Below are 22,885 nucleotides of genomic sequence, written 5' to 3'. Positions count from 1 at the left end.
AGATTAACGGCTACCTATACTGCGTGAACTGATTCTCATCCACGGAGTTCCCTGTGTCCGCTGTATTGCTTCCTGGCGCCATCCCGACGATGGCGCCGCCTCCCCCTTCACCGCCGGCGCCACCCGCCCCGCCCGCATTCGGCCTGCGCCTGGCCACGGGCCTGACCGGCGTGCTGCTGGCCGTGCTGGTATCGGGCCTGAATGAAAACATCACCAAGGTCGCGCTGGCCGACATCCGCGGCGCCATGGGCATCGCGCGCGACGACGCCAGCTGGCTCGTGGCCCTGTATGCGGCCGCCTCGGTGTCGGCCATGGCGTTCGCGCCGTGGTGCTCCGTCACCTTCTCGCTGCGCCGCCTGACGGCCGCCGCCATCGTCGTCTGCATGGCCGCCGGCGTGCTTTGCCCGTTCGCGCCGAACCTGTCCGTGCTGATGTTCCTGCGCGTGGTGCAGGGCGCGGCCGGCGGCGCCTTGCCGCCCATGCTGATGACGGTGGCGCTGCGCTTCCTGCCGCCGAACATCAAGCTGTATGGCCTGGGCGGCTACGCGCTGAGCGCCACCTTCGGTCCCAGCCTGGGCACGCCGCTGGCCGCCTTCTGGACAGAGTACCTGGGCTGGCAATGGGCGTTCTGGCAAGTCGTCCCGGGCAGCATCGTCGCCCTGCTGATGGTGTCGTGGGGCTTGCCGCAAGATCCGCTGCGCCTCGAGCGTTTCCGTCAATTCGACTGGCGCGGCCTGCTGCTGGGTCTGCCCGCCATCAGCATGCTGGTGGTGGGCTTGCTGCAGGGCGAGCGTCTGGCGTGGTTCGCCTCGCCGCTGATCTGCGTGCTGCTGGGTGGCGGTCTATTGCTGTTGGTGCTGTTCTTTGTCAATGAGTGGTCGCATCCGCTGCCGTTCTTCAAGCTGCAGCTGCTGTCGCGGCGTAACCTCAGCCACGCCCTGCTGACCCTGGGCGGCGTGCTGTTCGTGCTGCTGGCCGTGATCCTGATTCCCTCGTCCTACCTGGCGCAGGTGCACGCCTACCGTCCGCTGCAAACGGCGCCCGTGATGCTGATGGTGGCGCTGCCGCAGCTGGTCGCCCTGTCGCTGGTGGCCGCCCTGTGCAATCTGCGCGCCGTCGACTGCCGCTGGGTGCTGGCCATCGGCCTGGCCCTGCTGGCCCTGTCCTGCGTGCTCGGTGCGCGCATGTCGCCGGACTGGATACGCACGCATTTCTACCTGCTGCAGGCGGTGCAGATCTTCGCGCAACCGATGGCCGTGATTCCCTTGCTGCTGCTGGCCACCACGGGCCTGGCGCCGCAGGATGGCCCCTTCGCCTCGGCCTGGTTCAACACCATCAAGGGCATGTCGGCCGTCGTCGCCACCGGCGTGCTCGACGCGCTGATCACGCGCCGCAACCATTTTCATTCGACGGTGCTCAGCGAGCGCCTGGGCAACCTGCCTGGCGTCGTGGACGTGCCGGGCCTGAGTGCGCGCATGCATGCGCAAGTCGTCACCCTGACCTCGTCCGACCTGTACCTCATTGTCGCCGCCATCGCGCTGGCCATGATTGTGATCATTCCCATTCTTCCGACGCGCGTCTATCCGCCGCGCGCAGCCTGACTTTTATTTCAAGAAAGAGCATCCCCATGCAAACAACCATACTGCGCTCACGCGCCTTCCTCCTCGGCCTGGCCCTGCTGGCCTGCGCCCTGGCCTTTTGCGCCTGGCAACTGCTGTTCGCCCGCGGCGACGAACAAGGCACCGACGACGCCTTCGTCAGCGCCGACTACACCGTGCTCTCCCCCAAGGTGGGCGGCATCGTGCGGGAAGTGCTGGTGGAAGACAACCAGACTGTCAAGGCGGGTCAGCTGCTGGCGCGCATCGACGACCGCGACTATCAGGCCGCCGCCGCCTCGGCCCGCGCCGAGGTCGCCGGCGCCGAGGCGCAGCTGGCCAATGCCCGCGCCACCTTGCAGCGCCAGCAATCGGTGATCGAGCAAGCCACGACCCTGGTCGACGCCAACCAGGCGGAAGACAAGCTGGCGCAGCAGGAACTGGCCCGCTCAACGCACCTGGCAGGCCAGGGCGCGGGCAGCGTGCAGAACGCGCAGCAGGCGCAATCGCGCTTCGACGTGAGCCGGGCGCGCCTGGCGCAAAACCGCGCCGCCCTCGTCGCCACCCGCAAGCAGACGGACATTTTGCAGGCGCAGCAAGGCGCGGCCGAAGCGGCCCTGCTGCGCGCCCGCGCCAGCCTGCAGCGGGCCGAACTTGATTTGTCGCATACGCAGCTGCGCGCCCCCATCGACGGCATCGTGGGACGCCGCGCCGTGCGCGTCGGCGCCCTGGTGGCGCCCGGCGCCAGCCTGATGGCCGTAGTGCCCCTGAACCGCAGCTTCGTCGTCGCCAACCTGCAGGAAACCCAGCTGACCCACGTGCGCCAGGGGCAGCGCGCCAGCATCGCCGTCGACGCCTATCCGGGCATGCTCCTGCGCGGCACGGTGCACAGCATCGCGCCCGCCACGGGCGTGACGTTTGCCGCCATCGCGCCGGAAAACGCCACCGGCAACTTCACCAAGGTGGTGCAGCGCATCCCCGTCAGGATCGCGCTCGATCCCGGCCAGGATGACGGCAGCCGCCTGCGCGTGGGCATGTCGGCCGAAGTGCGCATTAGTACAGCTGCGGCCATGCGCCGTCAACTGCTGCAACAGGTGAGCGCGCGATGAAAGCACTGATCATTTTCACGGCCCTGGGCCTGGCCGGCTGCGCCAGCGTGGGCAGCGACTTCCAGCCTCCGCACCACGAGCTGGGGCAGCAATGGCGCCAGGCGCAGGATGCCCATTTCGCCGCCCAGCAGGACGCCGCCATCGAGCAGCGCTGGTGGGACGGCTTCGGCGACGCTACCCTGTCTTCCCTGCTGCGGCGCGCCGCCGGCGCCAACCTCGACGTGCGGGCGGCCGGCAGCCGGCTGGAACAAAGCCGCGCCGCGCGCGGCGTGGCGGGCGCCGCGCAAGGCCCGTCCCTGGGCACAAATGGCAGCTACGGCCGCGCGCGCAACAGCGAGCAAGGCTTGAGCGACCCGTCGCGCAACAACGGCCAGTCAGCCTACAACCTGTGGCAAAGCAACCTCGACGCCGCCTGGGAGCTGGACCTGTGGGGCCGCGTGCGCCGTGAAGTGGAAGCGGCTGACGCGCGCGTCGACGTGGCGCTGGAAACGCAGCGCGGCGTGCTGCTGGCCGTGCTGGCCGAGACGGCGCGCGACTACATCGAGCTGCGCGGCGCGCAGCAGACGCTGGCCATCACGCAGCAGCTGCTCGATATCGCCCGCCATACCCTGGACCTGACCCGCATCCGCCTGCGCGAAGGCGTGGCGACGCAACTCGACGAAGCCGAGGCGGCGGCCCACGTGGCCACCATCGAAGCACGCCTGCCGCCGCTGCAGCAGCGCGAAGCGCGCCTGGGCAACGCCCTCGCCCTCTTGCTGGCGCTGCCGCCGCAAGCCTTGCAGGCGGAACTGGCAGAGGGCAAGGACATTCCGGCCGTGGCCATGCAGATGCAACTGGGCGTGCCGAGCGGCCTGGCCGAGCGCCGTCCCGACATCCGCCGTGCCGAAGCGCAGCTGCACGCGGCCACGGCCGCCATCGGCGTAGCGCAAGGCGATTTTTATCCGCGCATCACGCTGTCGGGCAGCATCGGCCTGCAAGCGATGCAGCTGTCTGACATCGGCTGGGACGCCAAACGCTTTGCCTTCGGCCCCGGTTTCAGCGTGCCCCTGTTCGATGGCGGCCGCCTGCGCGGCAAACTGCAATTGCGCGAGGCGCAGCAGCAGGAAGCGGCCATCGCCTACCGCCAGACGGTGCTGGCCGCCTGGCACGAAGTGGAAGACGCGCTCTCTGGCTACCAGGCCAACGCCCGCCGCCAGGCCAGCCTCGATGAAGCCGTCAGGCAGGGACGGCGGGCGCTGGGCAGCGCGGAACTGCGGTACCGCCAGGGCGGCACGGACTTGATCAACGTGCTGCACGTGCAAAACACCTTATTGAACAACGAAGCGGCGCTGGTCGACAGCCGCGCCACCGCCTCGCTGTCGCTGGTCCAGGTCTACAAGGCGCTGGGCGGCGGCTGGCAAGCATTTTCAACCACCTCGCAAGGAAGCGCTCCATGAAACCGAATCCCGCCCATTTCTCCATCCACGACGTCAGCGACTTTCCCATCGTGCGCTTTCGCCCTGAAACGGCCGTCACCGGCTATGCCCCGCTGTGGGAAAACGACATGGACGCCCTGCTGCGCCACGGCGAACCGTTCGTCATGCTGTTCGAAGCAGAGCGCAGCGACGAAGCGCACATCGACCGCAAGCGGCGCGGCCTGTGGCTCAAGCATAACAAGGTGGCGCTGGCCGCCCTTTGCCGCGGCCTCGTATCGGTCGAGGCGGACGCGGAGCAGCGCGCGCGTCTGCAGGCGCTGGCGGCCGGCGCCATGAAAGCGTTCGGCATCGTGCAGGAGGTGACGGCCACGCGCGAACAGGCCGATGCCCTGATGGTCTGGCTGCTGGGCAGCGGCCAGATGGCGCGGCCGCGCGCGGCGGACGTGTGGTGAGCGAGTAAATATATGTGTCGGTCAGGCGGCCCTGCGTATGGCGCTTCTGGCGGGGATGACGCACACGTGGCCGTCGCTGCTGGTCGCCGTCGTCAGGGCGATGCCATATAGCGCGGCCAGCGCGGGCACGGCGCCGGCATCGCTGGCGATATCCGCCACCAGCTGGCCCGAACGCACCAGCAGCAAGCGCTCGAAGCCCAGCAAGGCGTGGTTGATGTCGTGCAGGATGGCGACGACGGCGTGGCCGCGCGCGGCGCAAAACTGCCGCAGGCTGTCGAGCAAATCGAATTGCAGGCCGGGATCGAGCGCCGCCAGCGGTTCGTCGACGAGTATCAAGCCATCCTGCACATCCCACATCTGCGCGAAGATGCGCGCCAGCTGCACCCTGGCCTGCTCGCCGCCGGACAGGGTGTCCAGGCGCCGCCCCAGCAGATGCGCGGCGTGCGCCAGGGCGGCCGCGTCCTGCACGATCCGTCCCAGCTGCGGGTCGGCCAGGCGCGCCACCCGCCCCAGGCCGATCACCAGTTCGCACGGCAAGCCGAAAGCCACGGTCGAACCTTGCGGCAGGACGGCGCGGCGCAGGGCCAGTTCCGCCAGCGGCCACTGCGCCAGCGGCCGGCCGGCGAAGACCACCTGGCCCGACTGCGGATGCAGTTCACGCACCATCAGTTTCAACAGGGTCGACTTGCCCGCGCCGCTGGGGCCGAGGATGGCGACGCGCTCGCCGGGTGCCACCTGCAGATTGAACGGGCCGAAATACTGCTGGCCCAGTTGCGTGGTGGCGAAAGAGAGTTCCAGCAGGGGCGTCATGCGCATCCTTTCAGGCGGTGCCGTGGCGGAAGCGCCGCAACAGCATCAGGAAAAATGGCCCGCCCAGCAAGGCCGTGAAAATGCCGACGGGGACTTCCGCGGGAATGGCGACCGTGCGCGCCAGGGTGTCGGCCAACAGCAGCAGCAAGGCGCCCATCAGCATCGCCAGCGGCAGCACCTTGCGCTGGTCGGCGCCCAGCCAGGTGCGCACCAGGTGCGGCGCGATCAGGCCGATGAAGCCGATGCCGCCGCACCAGGCGACGGCAAACCCCGTCAGCACGGCCACCAGCACGATCACCTGCGTGCGCAGGCGGCCCACGTCGATACCCACGTGCAGCGCCTGCGCCTCGCCCAGCGCCAGCGCGTTCAGGGAGCGCATCAGGAAGCGCGTGGCCCACAGCGCGCCCGCCAGCACCAGCAGCAGGGCAGCCACCTGGCGCCAGCTGCCGGCCGACAGCGAGCCTAACGTCCAGAAAGTCAGGGTGCGCAATTGATCGTCGCTGGCCAGGTAGATGCACAGGCCCATGACGGCCACCGTGATGGCGTTCAGCGCCACGCCCGTCAGCAGCAGGCCGACGATGGAACCGGGCGTGGCCCAGCGGGCGACCCGGTCGAGCAGCACGCAAATGAGCATGGCGCCGGCAAACGCGGCGGCCGGCAGCAGCCACACGCGCAGCTCGGGCGCCACGTGCAGGCTGGCCGTGAAAACGATGGTGGCCGCGCCCGCGCAGGCGGCGCCGCTGCTCACGCCCAGCAGGCCCGGATCGGCCAGCGGATTGCGGAACAGCCCTTGCGTCAGGCCGCCGGCCAGCGCCAGCGCGGCGCCGATCAGGGCGGCGAACAGCGCGCGCGGCAAACGGATATGCCACAGCACGTACGCGCCGCCGGACAGCCCCTCGTCGCCCGCTTGAAACGGCGCCAGCCAGTCGGCCAGGGTCACGGGCACGGCGCCCGCCTGCACGGCGACGAGCAGGCCGCCAGCCAGTGCGGCGGCCGGCAGCCCGCCGGCGCCCCAGCGTGGCCAGCGCCAGGGCGCGGCGGAGACCAGGGAGGCCACGTTCATGCGGCCATGGCTTTGGCGAAAGCGGCGTCGAGTTCCGCCAGCGCCTGCGGCATGCGCGGGCCAAAGCCCAGCAGCAGCATGGCTTCCTGCGAGACGATGCGGTGCTTGCGCCCGGCCGGCGTCTGCGCCAGGCCTGGCAGTTTCAAGATGCCGTCCACGCCGCCCGAAGCTTTCAAGCCCTGGTCCGTGACGAGCACGATGTCGGGCCGCGCGGCGATCACGGCTTCGGGCGTCAGCGGCTTGTAGCCGGCGAATCCGCCCTGCCCGCCCATCACGTTGACGGTGCCCGCATACGCGAGCATGGCGTCGGCGCCCGTCTCGCGCCCGCCCACCATCACCTGGTTCGGCGCATGGGCGAGGATGAACAGCACGCGTACGGGCGCATGCTGGCGCTGCTGCACCTTGGCCAGGGCGCCGCTCCACTGCTGCTGCAGGCTTTGCGCCAGGCGCGCGGCGGGCTCGGGGCGGCCCGTAATCCGGCCCACCTGTTTTACCCGTTCGAGCAAGCCTTCGAATTGGTTGTTCGCGCTGAGCACCGCCACCGGCACGCCCGCCTCGCGCACCTGGCGCAGCACCGCTTGCGGCCCCGCTTCCTCGGTGGCGATCAGCTGCGTGGGCGCCAGCGACAGCACGCCTTCGGCCGACAAGGTGCGCGCATAGCCGACCTGCGGCAGCTGCTGCGCCACGGCCGGATACAGCGAGGTCGTATCGACGCCCACCAGTTCGCCCTGCGCCTCGAGCGCGTAGACGATTTCCGTCAGCGCGCCGCCCACGCTGACGATGCGCCGCGCCTTGGCCAGCGGCTTGCCCGCGTCGGTCACTGCCGCCAGCACCTGCATCGGCGCGGCCAGGGCCAATGCTCCCGCCCCCATTTTTTTCAGCGCGATGCGGCGCGCCACGCTGGCGGCGATCATGCGGCGCATAGTTCGCCCTCCCGCGCCACCCTGTCGACGATATGGCGCCATTCGCACAATTCATGCACGCCCGGCTTGCGTTCGCCGAAGAACATGACGATGGTGTCGCCCTTCGCGTCGAACAGTTCCACGGACGTCACCAGGCCGTCGACGGTCGGCTTTTTCACCACCCAGGCGCTGGCGATATGGTCTTCGCGCAAATGCAGGTTGAAGCGCTGGTCGAGGACATTGATCCACGGCCCCATTACGGCGATTTTGTGCACGGGACCCGAGTGGATCTGGATCATGCCCGCATTGCCGACGAAGGCCATGATGGACACCTTTTCCAGCGCGGCATCGTTGAGCAGGTCGAGCACGCAGGATTTGTCGATCTGCTGCACGAAGCGCGCTTCGGCCAGGCGCAGGCCCTGCAGGCGCGAGACCGCATATTTTTTCAGCAAGGTGAAAAATTCATGCGTGTCGCGCAAGTCGGCCCAGGCGGCGCGAAAGCCGGCCACGTCGATCTGCGCATCGGGCAGTTCGGCCGGCGCCGGCGCCGGCGCCGTCACGGCGATGCCGGCCGTCTGGTCCGCGTCGGCAAACTGCGTCACCAGCGCGTCGTAGGCGGCCAGGTCGCTTTGCGGCTTGAGGAAAATCTTGTGCACGGCATGGCCGGCCGCATCGAAAAACTGCAGGCTGCGCTGCACCTCGTGCTCGCCCATCTCGCGAACGGCAAAGCCATGCGCCCACTGGCGGTAAAACACGCGCAGGTCAATGTCGCCACCGAGCACCAGGCCCACGTGGTTGGTGTGGCTGGCCTTGCGGTAGACGCCCGTCTTTTCATGCACGCACGAGGCGTTGCGCGTCAGCGCCATGACTTCGCCCAGCGGCTCCAGCGCGGCGACGATGGCGGGCCAGTCGGCCTGCAGGCGCTCGGCGCCCAGCAAGGCGCCATCGGCCAGCGACAGGCCCGCATGCGCGGCGATCAGCTCGCCTTCGGCTATGCCCAGTTCCTCGGCGATGTCGCGGTGGCGGGCCTTCTTTTCGCGGCGCAGGCGGGCAAATTCACTGGTGACCAGCTCGATATTGCAAATGGGGAACGTGCTCGACACGGTGTCTCCTTTCAAGGCGAACACTGGCTGGCATGGGCTGGCTGGTGGTGGGGAAATTGACGCTAATTATAAATGAGAATCATTCGCAATCAAGTCTTATTTGTGCGCGCATAAAAAAAGCGCCGCGACAGGAAACCCGTCGCGGCGCCAAAGGAGACCGATCGAGACAACCGATCAGTTCGGGAAAAACAGGATCAGGCGCTGGCCTGCACGCCCGGCATGGCCGCCGCCTTGGGCGCGGGCCGCTGCGCCAGCAAGACCACGGCGGCCAGCACCATGGCGCCGCCCAGCAACTGCGTGCCGCTGACGGATTCCTTCAGCAAGGTCACGCCGAACGCCATCGTGATGACGGGTTCAAAGGTGGAAATGATCGACGCCTTGGCCGCGCCGATCTGAGCCACGCCGGCAAAGAAGGCGGCGATCGCGATGGCCGTCGAGAACAGGGCGATGGCGCTGACGGCCAGCCAGCCCGTCGCCGTGCCCGGCAAGGACACGCCTTGCCACAAGGCAATCGCACTGTTCGACAGACCCGCCGTGCCCAAAATCACCACGCAAGCGGCCAATGGGTGAATATTCTCGCGGCTTTTCGACAGGCTGTTGCCAAACAGGATGTACACGGCGTACACGCCGGCCGCCATCAGGGCCAGGGCGATGCCGATGGGCTGGCCCTGCAGCTTGCCGCCCAAGGTGATGGCCATGCCGGCAATGGCCAGCGCCATCAGCACCAGCATGCGCCGGTCCAGCTTTTCCCAGCCCAGGGCCAGCGCGAGGATGGTGACCAGCACGGGATACACGTACAGCAACATGCCGCACAGGCCGCTGCTGGCGTACATCAGGGCATTGAAATAGCCTTGCGACTGGGCCGTGTACATCAGGCCCATCAGCATGTAGCCGGCCAGCAGGCGGCCGCGCGGCAAGCGCCAGCCACCGAACCACACGAGCGGCAGCAACAGCATGGCGGCGATGACGAAACGCAAGGCCAGCATGGTCGACGGGTTGACCCCGGACGCATAGGCCGCCTTGGCAAACACGGCGGAACTGCCGAAACCGGCAGCCGACAGCAACACCAGCGCAACGGCGCGGCGATCAGACATGACTAAACCTCTATGAGTACGCCAGGGTAAACCTGCTGCGCGTCGCGCTTTGCGGCCGGCGATGCTCACCGTACTGAAGTACGGTTGCGCTTCTCAGCCACAAATCACTGCCGCTCGCGACGGTTTTCCCAGGCGTTGTAAATATTAATGCCAAGCAAGGCTGGAAGATGATGCATGCGTGAATCCTGTTGCGGGTCGTTTCACGCATGAGCGGCATCATATTCGCTTGCGCAAAATGAAACAAACCAATATTCTTCACGGATAGGCCGAATATTACTGAGGCTCAATTCTATTAAGAACGCCATGTCACGTCCCTTGCCACCGCTCGCCGCCCTGCACGCCTTCGAGGCCGCCGCCCGCCATGAAGGTTTCCAGCGCGCGGGCGAAGAATTGCACGTCTCTGCCGGCGCCATCGGCCACCACGTCAAACAGCTGGAAGCGTGGCTCGGCATCGTGCTGTTCCAGCGTCTGCCGCGCGGCGTGGTGCTCACCAGCGCCGGCCAGCGCTATGCGGCCTCGCTGGGGCCGATACTCAACCAGCTGGCCGACGTCTCCGAACAGGCGCGGCGCCAGGGCGACGACAAGGTCGTCACGGTGACGGCCACCAGCTCGCTCGTCTCGCGCTGGCTGATGCCGCGCCTGGGCCGGCTGCGCGACCGCTACCCGCAGATCGAACTGCGCGTGCTGGCGTCCATGCACCCGGTCGACCTGGCGCGCGATGGCGTGGACGTGGCCATCCGCCTGGGACCAGGCCGCTATCCGGGCCTCAAAGTGGATTTATTGATGGAAGAATGGTTTTCCGCCGTCTGCAGCCCCGGTTTCCGCGCCAACGCGGCCAGCCTGCGCCAGCCGGCCGACCTGCTGCGCTATCCGCTGCTGCACGACGAGCCGGAAGTGCACCTGCCCGGCGAAATCGACTGGACGCGCTGGCTGCACAGCTGCGGCGTGCATTACAGCGGCAATAGCGGCAACAGCGGCGCGCGCTTTTCACACACGTATTTATGCCTGGACGCAGCCGCCAGCGGCCAGGGCGTGGCCATTGCCGCCAGTCCCCTGATCGGCGACGACCTGCGCTCGGGCCGCCTGGTGCGCGTGTTCGAACACGCCGTGCGCGGCCCCCACTGCTATTATCTGCTGCGTTCGCCCCAGGCGGAAACGCGGCCCCTCGTGCACGCGTTTTGCGAATGGCTGATCGCCGAAGCGCGCGCCGACCAGGAAACCGTCTGGCCCACCGTGGAGACAGCATGACGACACACGAACTGGCGCGCAGCGCCGACTATATTGTCCAGCACGAATACGAACAGGCCAGGGTGACGGCCGCCGATGGGCGTCACGCCAGCCTGGGCGAATTCTATGGCGACCCGGCCGTGGCCTTGATCGATGACCATGAGCAATGGTGCGCCGTGGCGGGCGAAGGATTGGTGATTTGCCGGCTGGAACAGGGGTTCGGCCAGTGCGCGGAATACTACCGCCAGCCTGGCGAAGTGCGCTGGATTACGGACTTGCGGCAAACGGGAGCGTTTGCGCTGGAGTGGCGGGGTGAGGATGGGGTTTGGCACAGCCTTGCCTTTGAGGCGGCTGTGTCGGGTTACGCGCCAAGGCGCTAACCCGACCTACGCCAGAGGTTGCAATGCCCCGTAGGTCGGCTTAGCGCACAGCGCGTAAGCCGACAACACCCGGAAAGCAACCGGAGAAACCGATCAGAGCAGGTAGGTCGGCTTAGCGCGCAGCGCGTAAGCCGACAACCCCATCACAGCTTAATAAAGTGCTCGCGGTAGTACTTGAGTTCTTCGATCGACTCGAGGATATCGGCCAGCGCCGTGTGCTTCTGGTGTTTCTTGAAACCGGTGGCGATTTCCGGCTTCCAGCGCTTGCACAGCTCTTTCAATGTCGATACGTCAACATTGCGATAGTGGAAGAACGCTTCCAGCTTCGGCATGCCGCGCACCATGAAGCGGCGGTCCTGGCCGATGGTGTTGCCGCACATGGGCGACTTGCCAGCAGGCACGTATTTCTTCAGGAATGCGATCAGTTCCGCTTCCGCCTGCGCTTCCGTCACGGTCGACGCCTTGACCTTGTCGATCAGGCCCGAGCGGCCGTGCGTGCCCTTGTTCCAGGCGTCCATCTTGTTCAGGGTTTCATCCGACTGGTGAATCACGAACACGGGGCCTTCGGCCAGCAGGTTCAAGTGCATGTCCGTCACCACCACCGCCACCTCGATGATGCGGTCGGTATCAGGCTCCAGGCCCGTCATTTCCATGTCGACCCAGACCAGGTTCATCTCGTTGGGACGTGCGGGCACGGCGGGTGCGGGGGTGGATGCGGTTAAGTCGGTCGCTTGTGACATAATTCTCTCTTGGCCTAATCAAACTAAATAATCAGCCATTTTCTCACAGGCACAGAATGTATTCACTCGCGTTTTCGATTTTGTTTGTATCCATCCTCGTTTTGACCCTGGCCGTGCGCTTCTGGCTCGCTTCGCGGCAGATCCGCCACGTGCTGGCGCACCGCGCGGCAGTCCCGCCCGAATTCGCGGAAAAAATCCCCTTGGCGGCGCACCAGAAAGCGGCCGACTATACGGTGGCCAAGACCAAGTTCGGCCTGCTGACCTTGCTGGTCAACTATGCCGTGCTGATCGGTTTTACCCTGCTGGGCGGCCTGCAATGGCTGGCGCTGCACCTGAATGAATGGATGGGAGCGGGTTCGCCCATGCTGTACCAGATCGGCCTGATCGCCGCCTTTGCCGTCATTTCGGGCCTGATCGACCTGCCCTTCGATTACTACCGCCAGTTTGTGCTGGAACAACGCTTCGGCTTCAATACCATGGCGCGCAAGCTGTTCTTCACGGACATGCTCAAGGGCGTGGGCCTGGGCGCTGCCATCGGCCTTCCGCTGATCTGGGTCGTGCTGACCCTGATGGCCAAGTCGGGCGGCCTGTGGTGGCTGTACGCGTGGTTCGTCTGGAGCGGCTTCCAGCTGCTGATGATGGTGCTGTTTCCCACCGTCATCGCCCCGCTGTTCAACAAATTCACGCCGCTGGCCGACGAAGCGCTGAAAAACCGCATCGAAGGCTTGATGCAGCGCGTGGGTTTCGCTTCGAAAGGCTTGTTCGTCATGGACGGCTCGAAGCGCAGCGCCCACGGCAATGCGTATTTCTCGGGCTTTGGCGCCAACAAGCGCATCGTCTTCTTCGACACCCTGCTGTCGCGCCTGGCGCCGCAGGAGATCGAAGCCGTGCTGGCGCATGAACTGGGCCACTTCAAGCTCAAGCACATCGTCAAGCGCATCGCCATGATGTTCGTCATCTCGCTGGGCTTTCTGGCGCTGCTGGGCTTCCTGAAAACGCAGCCGTGGTTTTACGCGGGCCTGGGCGTCGATCCGGTAGCGCTGGCATTGACGGGCCAGCCGACGGACGCGCTGGCCCTGCTGTTGTTCATGCTGGCCTTGCCCGTCTTCACCTTCCTGCTGGGACCGTTGACCTCGCTCAGCTCGCGCAAACACGAATTCGAAGCCGACGCCTTTGCCGCCACGCACACGCAGGCGGACGACCTGGTCTCGGCCCTCGTGAAAATGTATGAAGACAATGCGTCGACCCTGACGCCCGACCCGCTGCACTCGGCCTTTTACGATAGCCACCCGCCGGCCAGCGTGCGCATCCGCCACCTGAAAGGGGCTACGACATGAATACGCCATCCACACTGCAAGAGCTGGCCCAACTGTCCTGCGCGCCGCGCCAGCACGCGCTGGGCGACACCGGCGTCGCCACCCTGCACGCGCTGCTGCCGCAATGGACAGTACAAAATGGCAAGCTGTGCCGCGACTTCGGCTTCAAGAATTACTACCAGACCCTGGCGTTCGTGAACGCCCTGGCCTATATGACCCATACGCAAGACCACCATCCGGAGCTCATCATTACTTACAAAACCTGCGCCGTGCGCTACGACACGCACTCGGTCAACCAGGGCGCGGGCGGCCTGTCCGAAAACGACTTCATCTGCGCCGCCAAGGCCGACCTCATTTACCAGAGCAGCCAGGTGGCCCCATGAGCGAAGGCAAGTTGACGGGCGTCATCATCGCCGCCCACGGCCGCCATTACCTGGCCGACGTGGACGGCGCCAAGCTGCAATGCGTAACGCGCGGCAAGAAAACCAATGTGGCCGTGGGCGACATTGTGCACCTGACGCGCACCTCGAACGACCAGGCCGTCATCGACCGCATCGAGGAACGCAAGACCCTGCTGTACCGCTCGGATCAGTACAAATCGAAGCTGCTGGCCGCCAATTTGACGCAGCTGTTCATCGTCGTGGCGACGGAACCGGGCTTTGCCGATGACCTGATCTCGCGCTCGCTGGTGGCGGCCGACGCGGCCGGCATCGAGGCGCGCATCATCCTGAATAAAACGGACGTGACCGCTTCGCTGGAACGCGCCCGCGAGCGCCTGCTGCCGTATTCCTCGATGGGCTATCCCGTCGATGAAGTGTCGGCGCGCGCCGAGCCCGAGCACGCCGTGGCCACCCTGGCGCCGCTGCTGGCGGGCCAGTCGTCGATCCTGATCGGCCAGTCGGGCATGGGCAAGTCATCCTTGATCAACCTGCTGGTGCCGGACGCCGACATCGCCGTGCGCGAAATCTCGGCCGCGCTCGACACGGGCAAACACACGACGACCTTTACGCGGCTGTACAAGCTCGATGAACTGGGCGCCAACAGTTCCATCATCGACTCGCCCGGCTTCCAGGAATTCGGTCTGTATCACCTGTCCGAAGGCATGCTCGAGCGGGCTTTCCGCGAGTTCCAGCCCTACCTGGGCGGCTGCAAGTTTTATAACTGCCGCCACCTGATCGAGCCGCAATGCGCCATCCTGCAAGCCTTGTCGGAAGGCAAGATCGCCAAGATGCGCCATACCCTGTATGGCCAGCTGCTGCACGAATCGGCGCAGACACTGTATTAAGAAAATGCCGCAGCACGAATAAAACCACAACAAAACCTCGGCCGGCAAAATTTAATTTTGCGGCCGAGCTTGCTTTTCGACTTTAATCCCAAAACCGTTCATCCGCCGTTTTAGGCATTTTAGCGCGTCAAACCTGCCGCCCGTCGCCTGCCGCTGGCGATGGCCAGGCGCGTTTGCTAACTTGACACCAGTCGCTGCCGGAAACCCGCCAGCGACCACACAATCTAACTCCAACCAATCCTGCCATCCTGATCGAAGGTGAATGTCATGCTGACCAAACGCTTACTCCCCCTCCTCGTCGCTATCTTTGCCCTTGCCGGCGGCACGGCCCAGGCCCAAACCGCGATGACGCCGCAAGCCGCAGACAGCGTGCGCGTCACCTCTGGCACCTACTATCACGTCACGGCACAGGAAGCATTAGACATCGAGCAGCAATACCGCCTGTCGAATGGACAACGGCTGGAAGTCCAGCAGCAGGACACCCATTTCTTTGGCCGCCTGATCGACGACAGGGAATTGCATGCAAAGCCCAGCGTGGAAATCTATCCCACCGGGCCGGGCCAGTTTGTCAGCAAAAAGGGCTCGACCTTCGTTTTCAGCAATACGGGCGAGCGCGTGGTGATCGACGACGCCCAGTTCCTGCCCGGCTTGCGCATGCCTGCCGACATGCGCAGCGCCAGCACCATGGACGGCAGCGCCCGCATCCGCCTCGTGTCACGCTAGACGCCTGCGGCCGGCCGTAGCACGGCCGGAGAAACGCCCTGTCGTGGCGGCCGGGCGGGACGCACAATTCTGCCCTGCGGACTGAACAATTCCCCTGAATGCAGCTTACAATGCGATGACGCATGGCCTGTGCGGTCGCAGGCTGGCGCCACTGTTTGCGGGGAGAATGCTTGAATGGAAATGTTCGCGCTCGAACATGACGTAGCGCAGTGGGAAAGCGCATTGCTGCCGTTGCGCGGTGCCGGGCGCGTACCGCTGCTGCTGTTGCTGGCATGGCATTTGCGCCAGCGCAACTGCGCACAGGCTCTGCACCATGCAGCCGAAGCGGCAGCCTTGCTGCCCCACGCCCAACTGCCGCCCCCCGCCTTGGCCAGCGCCCAAGCGCGTCTGCAACTGGTGCAGGCGGAAGTGGCATGGCTGCAAGGCGCACTCGATGCGGCCGAAAGCCTGGCCATGGCGGCGCACGCCATCCTGTGCGCGCATGGCGACGGCGCCGGCTGCGCCGACGCCCACTGGCTGCTGTCCTCGATCGCCGTCGACCGGGGCGACCATGCCCGCTGCGACGCCGAACTGCTGGCCGCGGCGCAGCAAGCGCGTAGCGCCGGCGATGCGATGCGCGCCGGCCTGGCCGACGCGGCCACGGCGCGCTGGGCCGTCTTGCACGACGCGCCGGCCGCCCAGGTCCGATGGGGCGGCCACTTCCAGACCGACGGCGCCAGCGGCAAGCTGCCCGCGCCGCTGGCCGCCTGGGTGCACGACTTTCGCGGCTTGCTGGCGCACACGTCGCGCGACCTGGGCACGGCCGCCGGCCACTACATGCAAAGCTATGAGGCGGCCCTGGAAAGCGGCCAACTGCGCGGCGCGATCACGGCCGCCATCAATATCGGCGACTGTTTCTCCAGCCTCAACGACAACGAATCGGCCCTCGAATGGATGCAGTGCGCGCTGGACCTGGCGCGTCCCACCGGCTGGCCGCGCAGCATCGGCGCCTGCCAGACGCATACGGCCGAAACCATGCGCAAGCTGGGGCGCCTGGCCGACGCCGAAACACTGCTGCGCGAAGCGCTGCACATCCTGGCCCCCGTGGCCGGCGCGCGCACCTATGCCAACGCCCTGTTCCACCTGGGCGAACTGAGCCTGGACAAGGGCGACTACGACACGGCGCTCGACGCCTTCAGCCGCCTGGCGCAGCGCGCCGAAGCGCTGGGCCAGGCCGATTTCCGCAGCATGGCCCAGCGCGGCAGCGCCCACGCGCTGTCTTACCTGGACCGCCCGGACGAAGCGCTGCAGGCGGCCGAACGGGCTTGCCAGCTGGCCACCGCGCAGGGCGACGCCATGCACCAGGTGGCGGCGCTGCGCGTTTTGTCCATGCTGCATGCGCGCCACGACTTGCCGCCGCCCGCAGGCATGCAGGAACGCAATCCCGCCCTGCATTTCCTGCACCAGGCACTGCAGGTGGCCGACTCCATCGAAGGCTATGTGCCGCCGGGCGAACTGCTCGATGCGCTGGCGCGCGAGTACGCGCATGCTGGCGACTATGCGCGCGCCTACGATATCGCCCTCGATGCGGGCGTGGCGCGCGAAAAAAGCCACACCCAGCAGGCGAGCAACCGCGCCACCGCCATGCAGGTTTACCACCAGACGGAACATGCGCGCTCGGAAGGCTATCACCACCGCGAACTGGCCGCCTCCGAAGCGCGCCGCGCCGAAGTATTGCAGCAGACCAGCGAGACCCTAGAGCGGCTGTCGGCCATCGGCCAGGAAATCACCACCCACCTCGACGCCAGCGCCGTGTTCCAGGTACTGGACCGCCACGTGCATGCCTTGCTGCCAGTCAACACCTTCGCCGTCTACATGCTCGATGCGGCGGGCACGGCGCTGCGCCGCGCGCACGGCATGGAAGCGGGCCGCCCCCTGTCCGACAACGCCATTCCACTGAGCAACCCACGCGCCTATTCCGTGCGCTGCCTGCTGGGCCGGCGCGAAGTGTATATCGACCAGGTACCGCCCAAGCGCCACGCCTACACCGTGCCCGGCACGCTGCATAACCAGAGCGTGCTGTACGTGCCCTTGACGGTGGGCGAACGCGTGCTGGGCGTGATGACGGTGCAGGCTTGCCATGCCCATGCCTACGGCGAACGCGAACGCCTGATCTTCCGCACCCTGTGCGCGTATGGCGCCATCGCGCTCGACAATGCCAGCGCCTACCGGCAACTGCAAGACGCCCAGGCGCAACTGGTATCGCAGGAAAAACTGGCCGCCCTGGGTTCGCTGATGGCGGGCGTGGCGCATGAACTCAACACCCCGATCGGCAACAGCCTGCTGATCGCCAGCACCATGCTGCAAAAGACGGAAGACGTGGAACGCCTGATGAACGGTCCCGGCCTGCGACGCTCGGACCTGGCCGCCTACATCGACGATGCGGGCAAGGCATCGGCGCTGGTCATGCGCGGCCTGCACAGCGCGGCCGACCTGGTCAACAGCTTCAAGCAGGTGGCCGTCGACCGCACCACCGAACAACGGCGCCAGTTCGACCTGCAGCAGGTGAGCAATGAAATCATCGCCACCGTCATGAACCGCATCCGCAGCTCGGGCCACCGCATCGAGACGGATATCGCGTTCGGCATCTCGCTGGACAGCTATCCGGGCCCGTTCGGCCAGGTGATCACCAATCTGATCAACAACGCCCTGCTGCACGCCTTCGCTCCCGCGCCCAATGACGGCGCCGCCGGCAAGGGCTGCATGCGTTTGTCCGCCACGCCCGATGGCGCGCGCGTGCGGATCGTCTTCGCCGACAATGGCGGCGGCATCGCCGAACAGCATTTGTCGCGCATCTTCGACCCGTTCTTTACCACCAAGCTGGGCCAGGGCGGCAGCGGCCTCGGTTTGTCGATCAGCTACAACATCGTCACGGCCCTGCTGGGCGGCACCATCCAGGTGGCCAGCAGCCCCGCCGGCACGCATTTCACGCTGGACTTGCCCCTGGTGGCGCCGCAGATCGATGCGGCCAGCCCGGCCAGCATCTATTGATGCCGGCAAGACCATGGCTGGACGCGGATACTTGTCTACACAAGTACCCGTCCGGCCAGTCTTTCCAATCTAAAAGCAAAACCCTTATAATTGAATGGCTGAAGTCCCTGCCATTGCATGATTTACAACTTGGCAAACCGCATCGACCCGCGCGACAAACAGGCGCGGGCACCGATCAACACAGCAGCGCGCCGGGCGAGGCAGTCATCAGACGAGATGTTGTACGCTGATGCAACCCGGCGGGAAAGGCACGCCGCCGGCGGCCTGCGCATCTTCAAGTGGTCATTATGTCGACAAAAAAACCGATCAAGCACTACCTCCAGTTCTCCGATTTCACGTTGGAAGAGTATGAATATGTGATCGAACGCGCCCATCTGATCAAGCGCAAGTTCAAGAATTACGAAATCTACCATCCGCTGATCGACCGCACCCTGGTGATGGTCTTTGAAAAGAACTCCACCCGCACGCGATTGTCGTTCGAAGCCGGCATGCACCAGCTGGGCGGCGCCGCCATCTACCTGAACACGCGCGACTCCCAGCTGGGCCGCGGCGAGCCGGTGGAAGACGCGGGCCAGGTCATGTCGCGCATGTGCGACATCATCATGGTGCGCACCTTCGGCCAGGAAATCATCGAGCGTTTCGCCGCCAATTCGCGCGTGCCGGTGATCAATGGCCTGACCAATGAACACCACCCGTGCCAGGTCTTTGCCGACATCTTCACCTACATCGAACACCGCGGCTCGATCGCCGGCAAGGTCGTCGCCTGGATCGGCGACGCCAACAACATGCTGTACTCATGGCTGCAGGCGGCCGAAGTGTTCGGCTTCCACGTCAACGTATCGACGCCGAAGGGTTACGACATCGACCTGTCGCAAGTCAAGACGGAGCGCTACACCTTCTTCGCCAACCCGTCCGACGCCTGCGAAGGCGCGCACCTGGTCAACACGGACGTGTGGACCAGCATGGGTTACGAAGCGGAAAACGCGGCCCGTATCGCCGCCTTCGACGGCTGGATCGTCGATGGCGCGAAGATGGCCCGCGCGGCGCCCGACGCGCTGTTCATGCACTGCCTGCCCGCCCACCGCGGCGAGGAAGTGGCCGCCGAAGTGATCGACGGCCCCCAATCGGTCGTGTGGGACGAGGCGGAAAACCGCTTGCACGTGCAAAAAGCGCTGATCGAATACCTGTTACTCGGTAAAATCGAATAATTCGCCCGGCACTGCATAAAAAAAACCTGGCAGCATCGCAATACATACATCGACAACGACAACTGGAAGCAATATGAGCGACATTAAAAAAGTAGTCCTGGCCTATTCCGGCGGACTCGACACCTCCGTCATCCTGAAATGGCTGCAAGATAACTACCAGTGCGAAATCGTCACCTTCACGGCCGACCTGGGCCAGGGCGAAGAACTGGAACCGGCGCGCGCCAAGGCCATCAAATTCGGCATCAAGCCGGAAAACATCCATATCGAAGACGTGCGCGAAGAATTCGTGCGCGATTTCGTCTTCCCGATGTTCCGCGCCAACACCGTGTATGAAGGCGAATACCTGCTGGGCACCTCGATCGCCCGTCCGCTGATCGCCAAGCGCCTGATCGAAATCGCCAACGCCACGGGCGCCGACGCCATCTCGCACGGCGCGACCGGCAAGGGCAATGACCAGGTGCGTTTCGAACTGGGCGCCTACGCCCTGAAGCCAGGCGTGAAGATCATCGCCCCATGGCGCGAGTGGGATCTGCTGTCGCGCGAAAAACTGCTGAAGTACGCGGAAGACGCCGGCATCGAAATCGACATGAAGCACAAGAACGGCGGCGCGCCATACTCGATGGATGCCAACTTGCTGCACATCAGCTTTGAAGGCCGCCACCTGGAAAACCCGAGCGCCGAAGCGGAAGAAACCATGTGGCGCTGGACCGTCAGCCCTGAAAAGGCGCCGGACGAAGCGGAATACCTGGACATCGAATACGAAAAAGGCGACATCGTCGCCATCAACGGCGTGCGCATGTCGCCGGCGACCGTGCTGGCCGAACTGAACAAGGTTGGCGGCAAGCATGGCGTTGGACGCCTGGACCTGGTGGAAAACCGCTACGTCGGCATGAAGTCGCGCGGCTGCTATGAAACCCCGGGCGGCACCATCATGCTCAAGGCCCACCGCGCCATCGAATCGATCACCCTGGACCGCGAAGTGGCCCACCTGAAAGATGATCTGATGCCGCGCTACGCATCGATGATCTACAACGGCTACTGGTGGGCGCCCGAGCGCGTTGCCCTGCAAACCCTGATCGACCACACGCAGGAAACCGTGAACGGCTGGGTACGCATCAAGCTGTACAAGGGAAATGTCATCGTTGTGTCCCGCGATTCGAAGACCGATTCGCTGTTCGACATGAACATCGCCACCTTCGACGAAGACGGCGGCGCCTACAACCAGGCCGACGCCGGCGGCTTCATCAAGCTGAACGCCTTGCGCATGCGCATCGCCGCCATCGCCCGCGAAAAACGGGGCCAGAAGTAATTAGTTAGCCAGGGGGCACCTGCTCCCGCGCCAGCTCAAGCCGCCCACGGGCGGCTTTTTTGCGTTTGAAACGCACTCGGCCGCGATTTACGGCCCTGCGCGCACCCGGATCACCCCCATTTTGCTGTCCCCGTGGCAAAATGCTACAGTGCAATTTAGAGCACCTAACATAACCTACTGCGCGGCGCGATTTGCGGCCTGCGATGCTCACTGTGCATGCGCACAGTTGCGCTTCTCAGCCGCAACTCGCTGCCGCTCGCTACGGTTCTGTTAGGCGCTCTTAGTCGAAAACTTCCCGCTTCCGGAGCCACCATGTTCAAAGACCTGAGTATCAAGAATAAACTGTACCTGGGCTTCGGCTCCATCGTGGCCATCATCCTGATCCTGCTGGGCGTGGCCTACAACAGCTTTTCGCGGCTGTCCGAGGCTAATGCATGGGACCGCCATACGATGGAAGTGCTGGTCGAGATCGACAAGATCCACAATTCCATCCTGCAAATCCAGGTGGAAGCGCGCGGTTTCATCCTGACCGGCAACGAAGCCTCGCTGACGCCGGAAACCGATGAAACGGCAATGCTGAGCCAACACACGCAAAAAGCCATCGCCATGACGGTCGACAACAAGCTGCAGTCGGAACGCTTCCGCAAGATCGACCAGCTGACCACCACCTGGGTCAAGGAATGGATCACTCCCCTGATCGAGAAGCGCCGCGCGCTGGGCAATGCCCCGGGCGCCACGGAAGCGGTGGCGCGCTCCATGCCGCCAAGCGGCTACCCGGCTGTCGCGCAAGCGAACAAGCTGCTCGACGAGGTTGCGGCGGAAGAATCGCGCCTGCTGGCCGAACGCACGGCCACCACGGCAAAATTGCAGGAAACCATGATGCTGACCCTGGCCCTGGGCGGCCTGCTGTGCGTGGTGCTGGCGCTGGGCATTTCCTATCTGCTGGGCCGTGCCATCCTCGGCCCGCTGAACAGCCTGACGGACGCCGTCGGGCGCATCGCCGGCGGCGAGCAAGGCGCGCGCGCCGCCATCCTCTCGCGCGACGAACTGGGCAAGGTAACGGAAGAGTTCAACCGTATGGCGCAAACCATCCAGGACAACCAGGCCAACGAATTGGCCGCCACCAACACCTTGCGGGCCAAGGTCGATTCCCTGCTGGAAGTGGTGTCCAAGGCAGCCTCGGGCGACCTGACGGGCAAGGTCGGCATCACGGGCAGCGATGCCATCGGCCAGCTGGGCAATGGCCTGGCGAAGATGTTCGAAAACCTGCGCAGCCTGCTCAACAATGTGCAAAAGGCCGGCATCCAGGTGACGACATCCGCCACCGAAATCGCCGCCTCGGCGCGCCAGCAGGAAGCCACGGGGATTGAACAAGCGCAAACGAGCGTGGAAATTCTCAGCACCACCAAGGAAATCTCGGCCAACACGAGCCAGTTGCTCAAAACCATGGAAGACGCTACCGCCGTGGCCGACTACACGACGAATGCGACGGCCGAAGCGCAGAACAACCTCAAACGCATGGATTCGACCATGCAGCACATGGTCTCGGCCACCGATTCCATCAACGCCAAGCTGGCCGCCCTGTCGGAAAAAGCCAGCAATATCAATAGCGTGCTGATCACCATCACGAAGGTGGCGGACCAGACCAACATCCTGTCGCTGAACGCCGCCATCGAGGCGGAAAAGGCGGGCGAGGCGGGCCGCGGGTTCTCCGTCGTGGCGACGGAAATCCGCCGCCTGGCCGACCAGACCTCCGTCTCCACCTGGGATATCGAGCAAATGCTCAAGGAAATGCAGTCGGCGGTGTCCGCCAGCGTGATGGGCATGGATAAATTCTCGGAAGAAATTCGCCGCAGCGTGGGCGAAGTGCGGCAAGTGGCCGAGCAGCTGTCGTCCGTCATGGACCAGGTGCAGAAACTCACGCCGCAGTTCGACGCCGTGCTGCAAGGCATGCAGTCGCAGGCGATCGGCGCGTCGCAGATTTCCGACACCATGATGCAGCTCAACGATGCCACGCAGCAGACGGTGGAGTCATTAAAAGCCACCAGCGAGGCGGTGCACCAGTTGCAATATGCGGCGGGCGACCTGCAGTCGAGCGTATCGACCTTCGCCGTCACCATCTGA

Annotated in this window: 20 protein-coding genes; 14 read left to right on the top strand and 6 right to left on the bottom strand. The window is 65.2% G+C overall.

The features are described from left to right. Positions 1-53 precede the first annotated feature (53 nt). The 4 genes from JAB4_RS09540 to JAB4_RS09525 are packed head-to-tail and all read left to right on the top strand — an operon-like array spanning position 54 to position 4,571. The gene (locus JAB4_RS09540) at positions 54-1,601 is read left to right on the top strand and encodes an MFS transporter (protein ID WP_227742130.1); all 1,548 of its coding nucleotides are present in this window, start codon (positions 54-56) and stop codon (positions 1,599-1,601) included. Between the two features lie 26 nt (positions 1,602-1,627). Then, on the top strand, positions 1,628-2,704 hold the full coding sequence (locus tag JAB4_RS09535) for an HlyD family secretion protein (RefSeq protein WP_070220104.1): 1,077 nt from the start codon (positions 1,628-1,630) through the stop codon (positions 2,702-2,704). After that, positions 2,701-4,140: an efflux transporter outer membrane subunit gene (locus tag JAB4_RS09530; RefSeq protein WP_070220102.1), complete on the top strand. Its 1,440-nt coding sequence runs from the start codon at positions 2,701-2,703 to the stop codon at positions 4,138-4,140. The genes JAB4_RS09535 and JAB4_RS09530 overlap by 4 nt, the downstream gene beginning before the upstream one ends. Beyond that, positions 4,137-4,571, top strand: coding sequence for a hypothetical protein (locus JAB4_RS09525; RefSeq protein ID WP_070220100.1), 435 nt, complete (start codon positions 4,137-4,139; stop codon positions 4,569-4,571). The genes JAB4_RS09530 and JAB4_RS09525 overlap by 4 nt, the downstream gene beginning before the upstream one ends. A 21-nt stretch (positions 4,572-4,592) precedes the next feature. On the opposite strand, the gene JAB4_RS09520 is transcribed toward JAB4_RS09525, so the two are convergent. From JAB4_RS09520 to JAB4_RS09500, 5 genes are all read right to left on the bottom strand, one after another. Further along, positions 4,593-5,381 carry an ATP-binding cassette domain-containing protein gene (locus tag JAB4_RS09520; protein WP_070220114.1) on the bottom strand — a complete coding sequence of 263 codons (789 nt, stop codon included), beginning with the start codon at positions 5,379-5,381 and terminating at the stop codon, positions 4,593-4,595. 10 nt (positions 5,382-5,391) lie between these two features. Then, a complete protein-coding gene (locus JAB4_RS09515) occupies positions 5,392-6,444 on the bottom strand; it encodes an iron ABC transporter permease (protein WP_070220099.1) in 1,053 nt (350 codons plus the stop codon). Beyond that, positions 6,441-7,367 (bottom strand): helical backbone metal receptor, encoded by a 927-nt coding sequence (locus JAB4_RS09510; RefSeq protein WP_070220097.1) that lies wholly within the window; start codon positions 7,365-7,367, stop codon positions 6,441-6,443. Before JAB4_RS09510 ends, JAB4_RS09515 begins: the two co-directional genes overlap by 4 nt. Beyond that, positions 7,355-8,449, bottom strand: coding sequence for a ChuX/HutX family heme-like substrate-binding protein (locus JAB4_RS09505; protein ID WP_227742129.1), 1,095 nt, complete (start codon positions 8,447-8,449; stop codon positions 7,355-7,357). Before JAB4_RS09505 ends, JAB4_RS09510 begins: the two co-directional genes overlap by 13 nt. Positions 8,450-8,643: 194 nt before the next feature. Continuing rightward, a complete protein-coding gene (locus JAB4_RS09500) occupies positions 8,644-9,543 on the bottom strand; it encodes a DMT family transporter (RefSeq protein WP_070220095.1) in 900 nt (299 codons plus the stop codon). Between the two features lie 303 nt (positions 9,544-9,846). Between JAB4_RS09500 and gcvA the strand changes: the two genes are divergently transcribed. Both gcvA and JAB4_RS09490 read left to right on the top strand, forming a co-directional pair. Next, positions 9,847-10,791, top strand: coding sequence for a transcriptional regulator GcvA (gcvA, locus tag JAB4_RS09495; RefSeq protein ID WP_070220093.1), 945 nt, complete (start codon positions 9,847-9,849; stop codon positions 10,789-10,791). Further along, on the top strand, positions 10,788-11,150 hold the full coding sequence (locus JAB4_RS09490; protein ID WP_070220091.1) for a hypothetical protein: 363 nt from the start codon (positions 10,788-10,790) through the stop codon (positions 11,148-11,150). Before gcvA ends, JAB4_RS09490 begins: the two co-directional genes overlap by 4 nt. 143 nt (positions 11,151-11,293) lie before the next feature. Here the strand turns inward: JAB4_RS09490 and orn are convergent, their stop codons facing one another. After that, positions 11,294-11,890 carry an oligoribonuclease gene (gene orn, locus JAB4_RS09485; RefSeq protein WP_170846480.1) on the bottom strand — a complete coding sequence of 199 codons (597 nt, stop codon included), beginning with the start codon at positions 11,888-11,890 and terminating at the stop codon, positions 11,294-11,296. A gap of 56 nt (positions 11,891-11,946) precedes the next feature. Here orn and JAB4_RS09480 point away from each other — a divergent pair, with 56 nt between their 5' ends. The 8 genes from JAB4_RS09480 (at position 11,947) to JAB4_RS09445 (ending at position 22,885) form a co-directional block, all read left to right on the top strand. Continuing rightward, positions 11,947-13,227: a M48 family metallopeptidase gene (locus tag JAB4_RS09480; protein WP_070220089.1), complete on the top strand. Its 1,281-nt coding sequence runs from the start codon at positions 11,947-11,949 to the stop codon at positions 13,225-13,227. Further along, on the top strand, positions 13,224-13,589 hold the full coding sequence (locus tag JAB4_RS09475) for a 4a-hydroxytetrahydrobiopterin dehydratase (RefSeq protein WP_070220087.1): 366 nt from the start codon (positions 13,224-13,226) through the stop codon (positions 13,587-13,589). The genes JAB4_RS09480 and JAB4_RS09475 overlap by 4 nt, the downstream gene beginning before the upstream one ends. Continuing rightward, a complete protein-coding gene (rsgA, locus tag JAB4_RS09470) occupies positions 13,586-14,491 on the top strand; it encodes a ribosome small subunit-dependent GTPase A (protein WP_034785059.1) in 906 nt (301 codons plus the stop codon). The genes JAB4_RS09475 and rsgA overlap by 4 nt, the downstream gene beginning before the upstream one ends. A 267-nt stretch (positions 14,492-14,758) precedes the next feature. Continuing rightward, on the top strand, positions 14,759-15,214 hold the full coding sequence (locus tag JAB4_RS09465) for a hypothetical protein (RefSeq protein WP_070220085.1): 456 nt from the start codon (positions 14,759-14,761) through the stop codon (positions 15,212-15,214). A gap of 174 nt (positions 15,215-15,388) precedes the next feature. Continuing rightward, positions 15,389-18,244 (top strand): ATP-binding protein, encoded by a 2,856-nt coding sequence (locus JAB4_RS09460; protein ID WP_070220084.1) that lies wholly within the window; start codon positions 15,389-15,391, stop codon positions 18,242-18,244. Between the two features lie 287 nt (positions 18,245-18,531). Continuing rightward, positions 18,532-19,452, top strand: coding sequence for an ornithine carbamoyltransferase (argF, locus tag JAB4_RS09455; RefSeq protein WP_070220082.1), 921 nt, complete (start codon positions 18,532-18,534; stop codon positions 19,450-19,452). A 73-nt stretch (positions 19,453-19,525) separates the two neighbouring features. Then, on the top strand, positions 19,526-20,761 hold the full coding sequence (locus tag JAB4_RS09450; RefSeq protein WP_034759383.1) for an argininosuccinate synthase: 1,236 nt from the start codon (positions 19,526-19,528) through the stop codon (positions 20,759-20,761). Between the two features lie 312 nt (positions 20,762-21,073). Further along, on the top strand, positions 21,074-22,885 hold the full coding sequence (locus JAB4_RS09445) for a methyl-accepting chemotaxis protein (RefSeq protein WP_070220079.1): 1,812 nt from the start codon (positions 21,074-21,076) through the stop codon (positions 22,883-22,885).

Origin of the sequence: Janthinobacterium sp. HH102 (assembly GCF_001758625.2) — a bacterium.
Classification (GTDB): Bacteria; Pseudomonadota; Gammaproteobacteria; order Burkholderiales; family Burkholderiaceae_D; genus Janthinobacterium.
Note: the sequence above shows the minus strand (reverse complement) of the source record. Positions and strands in the feature narration are given on the sequence as shown.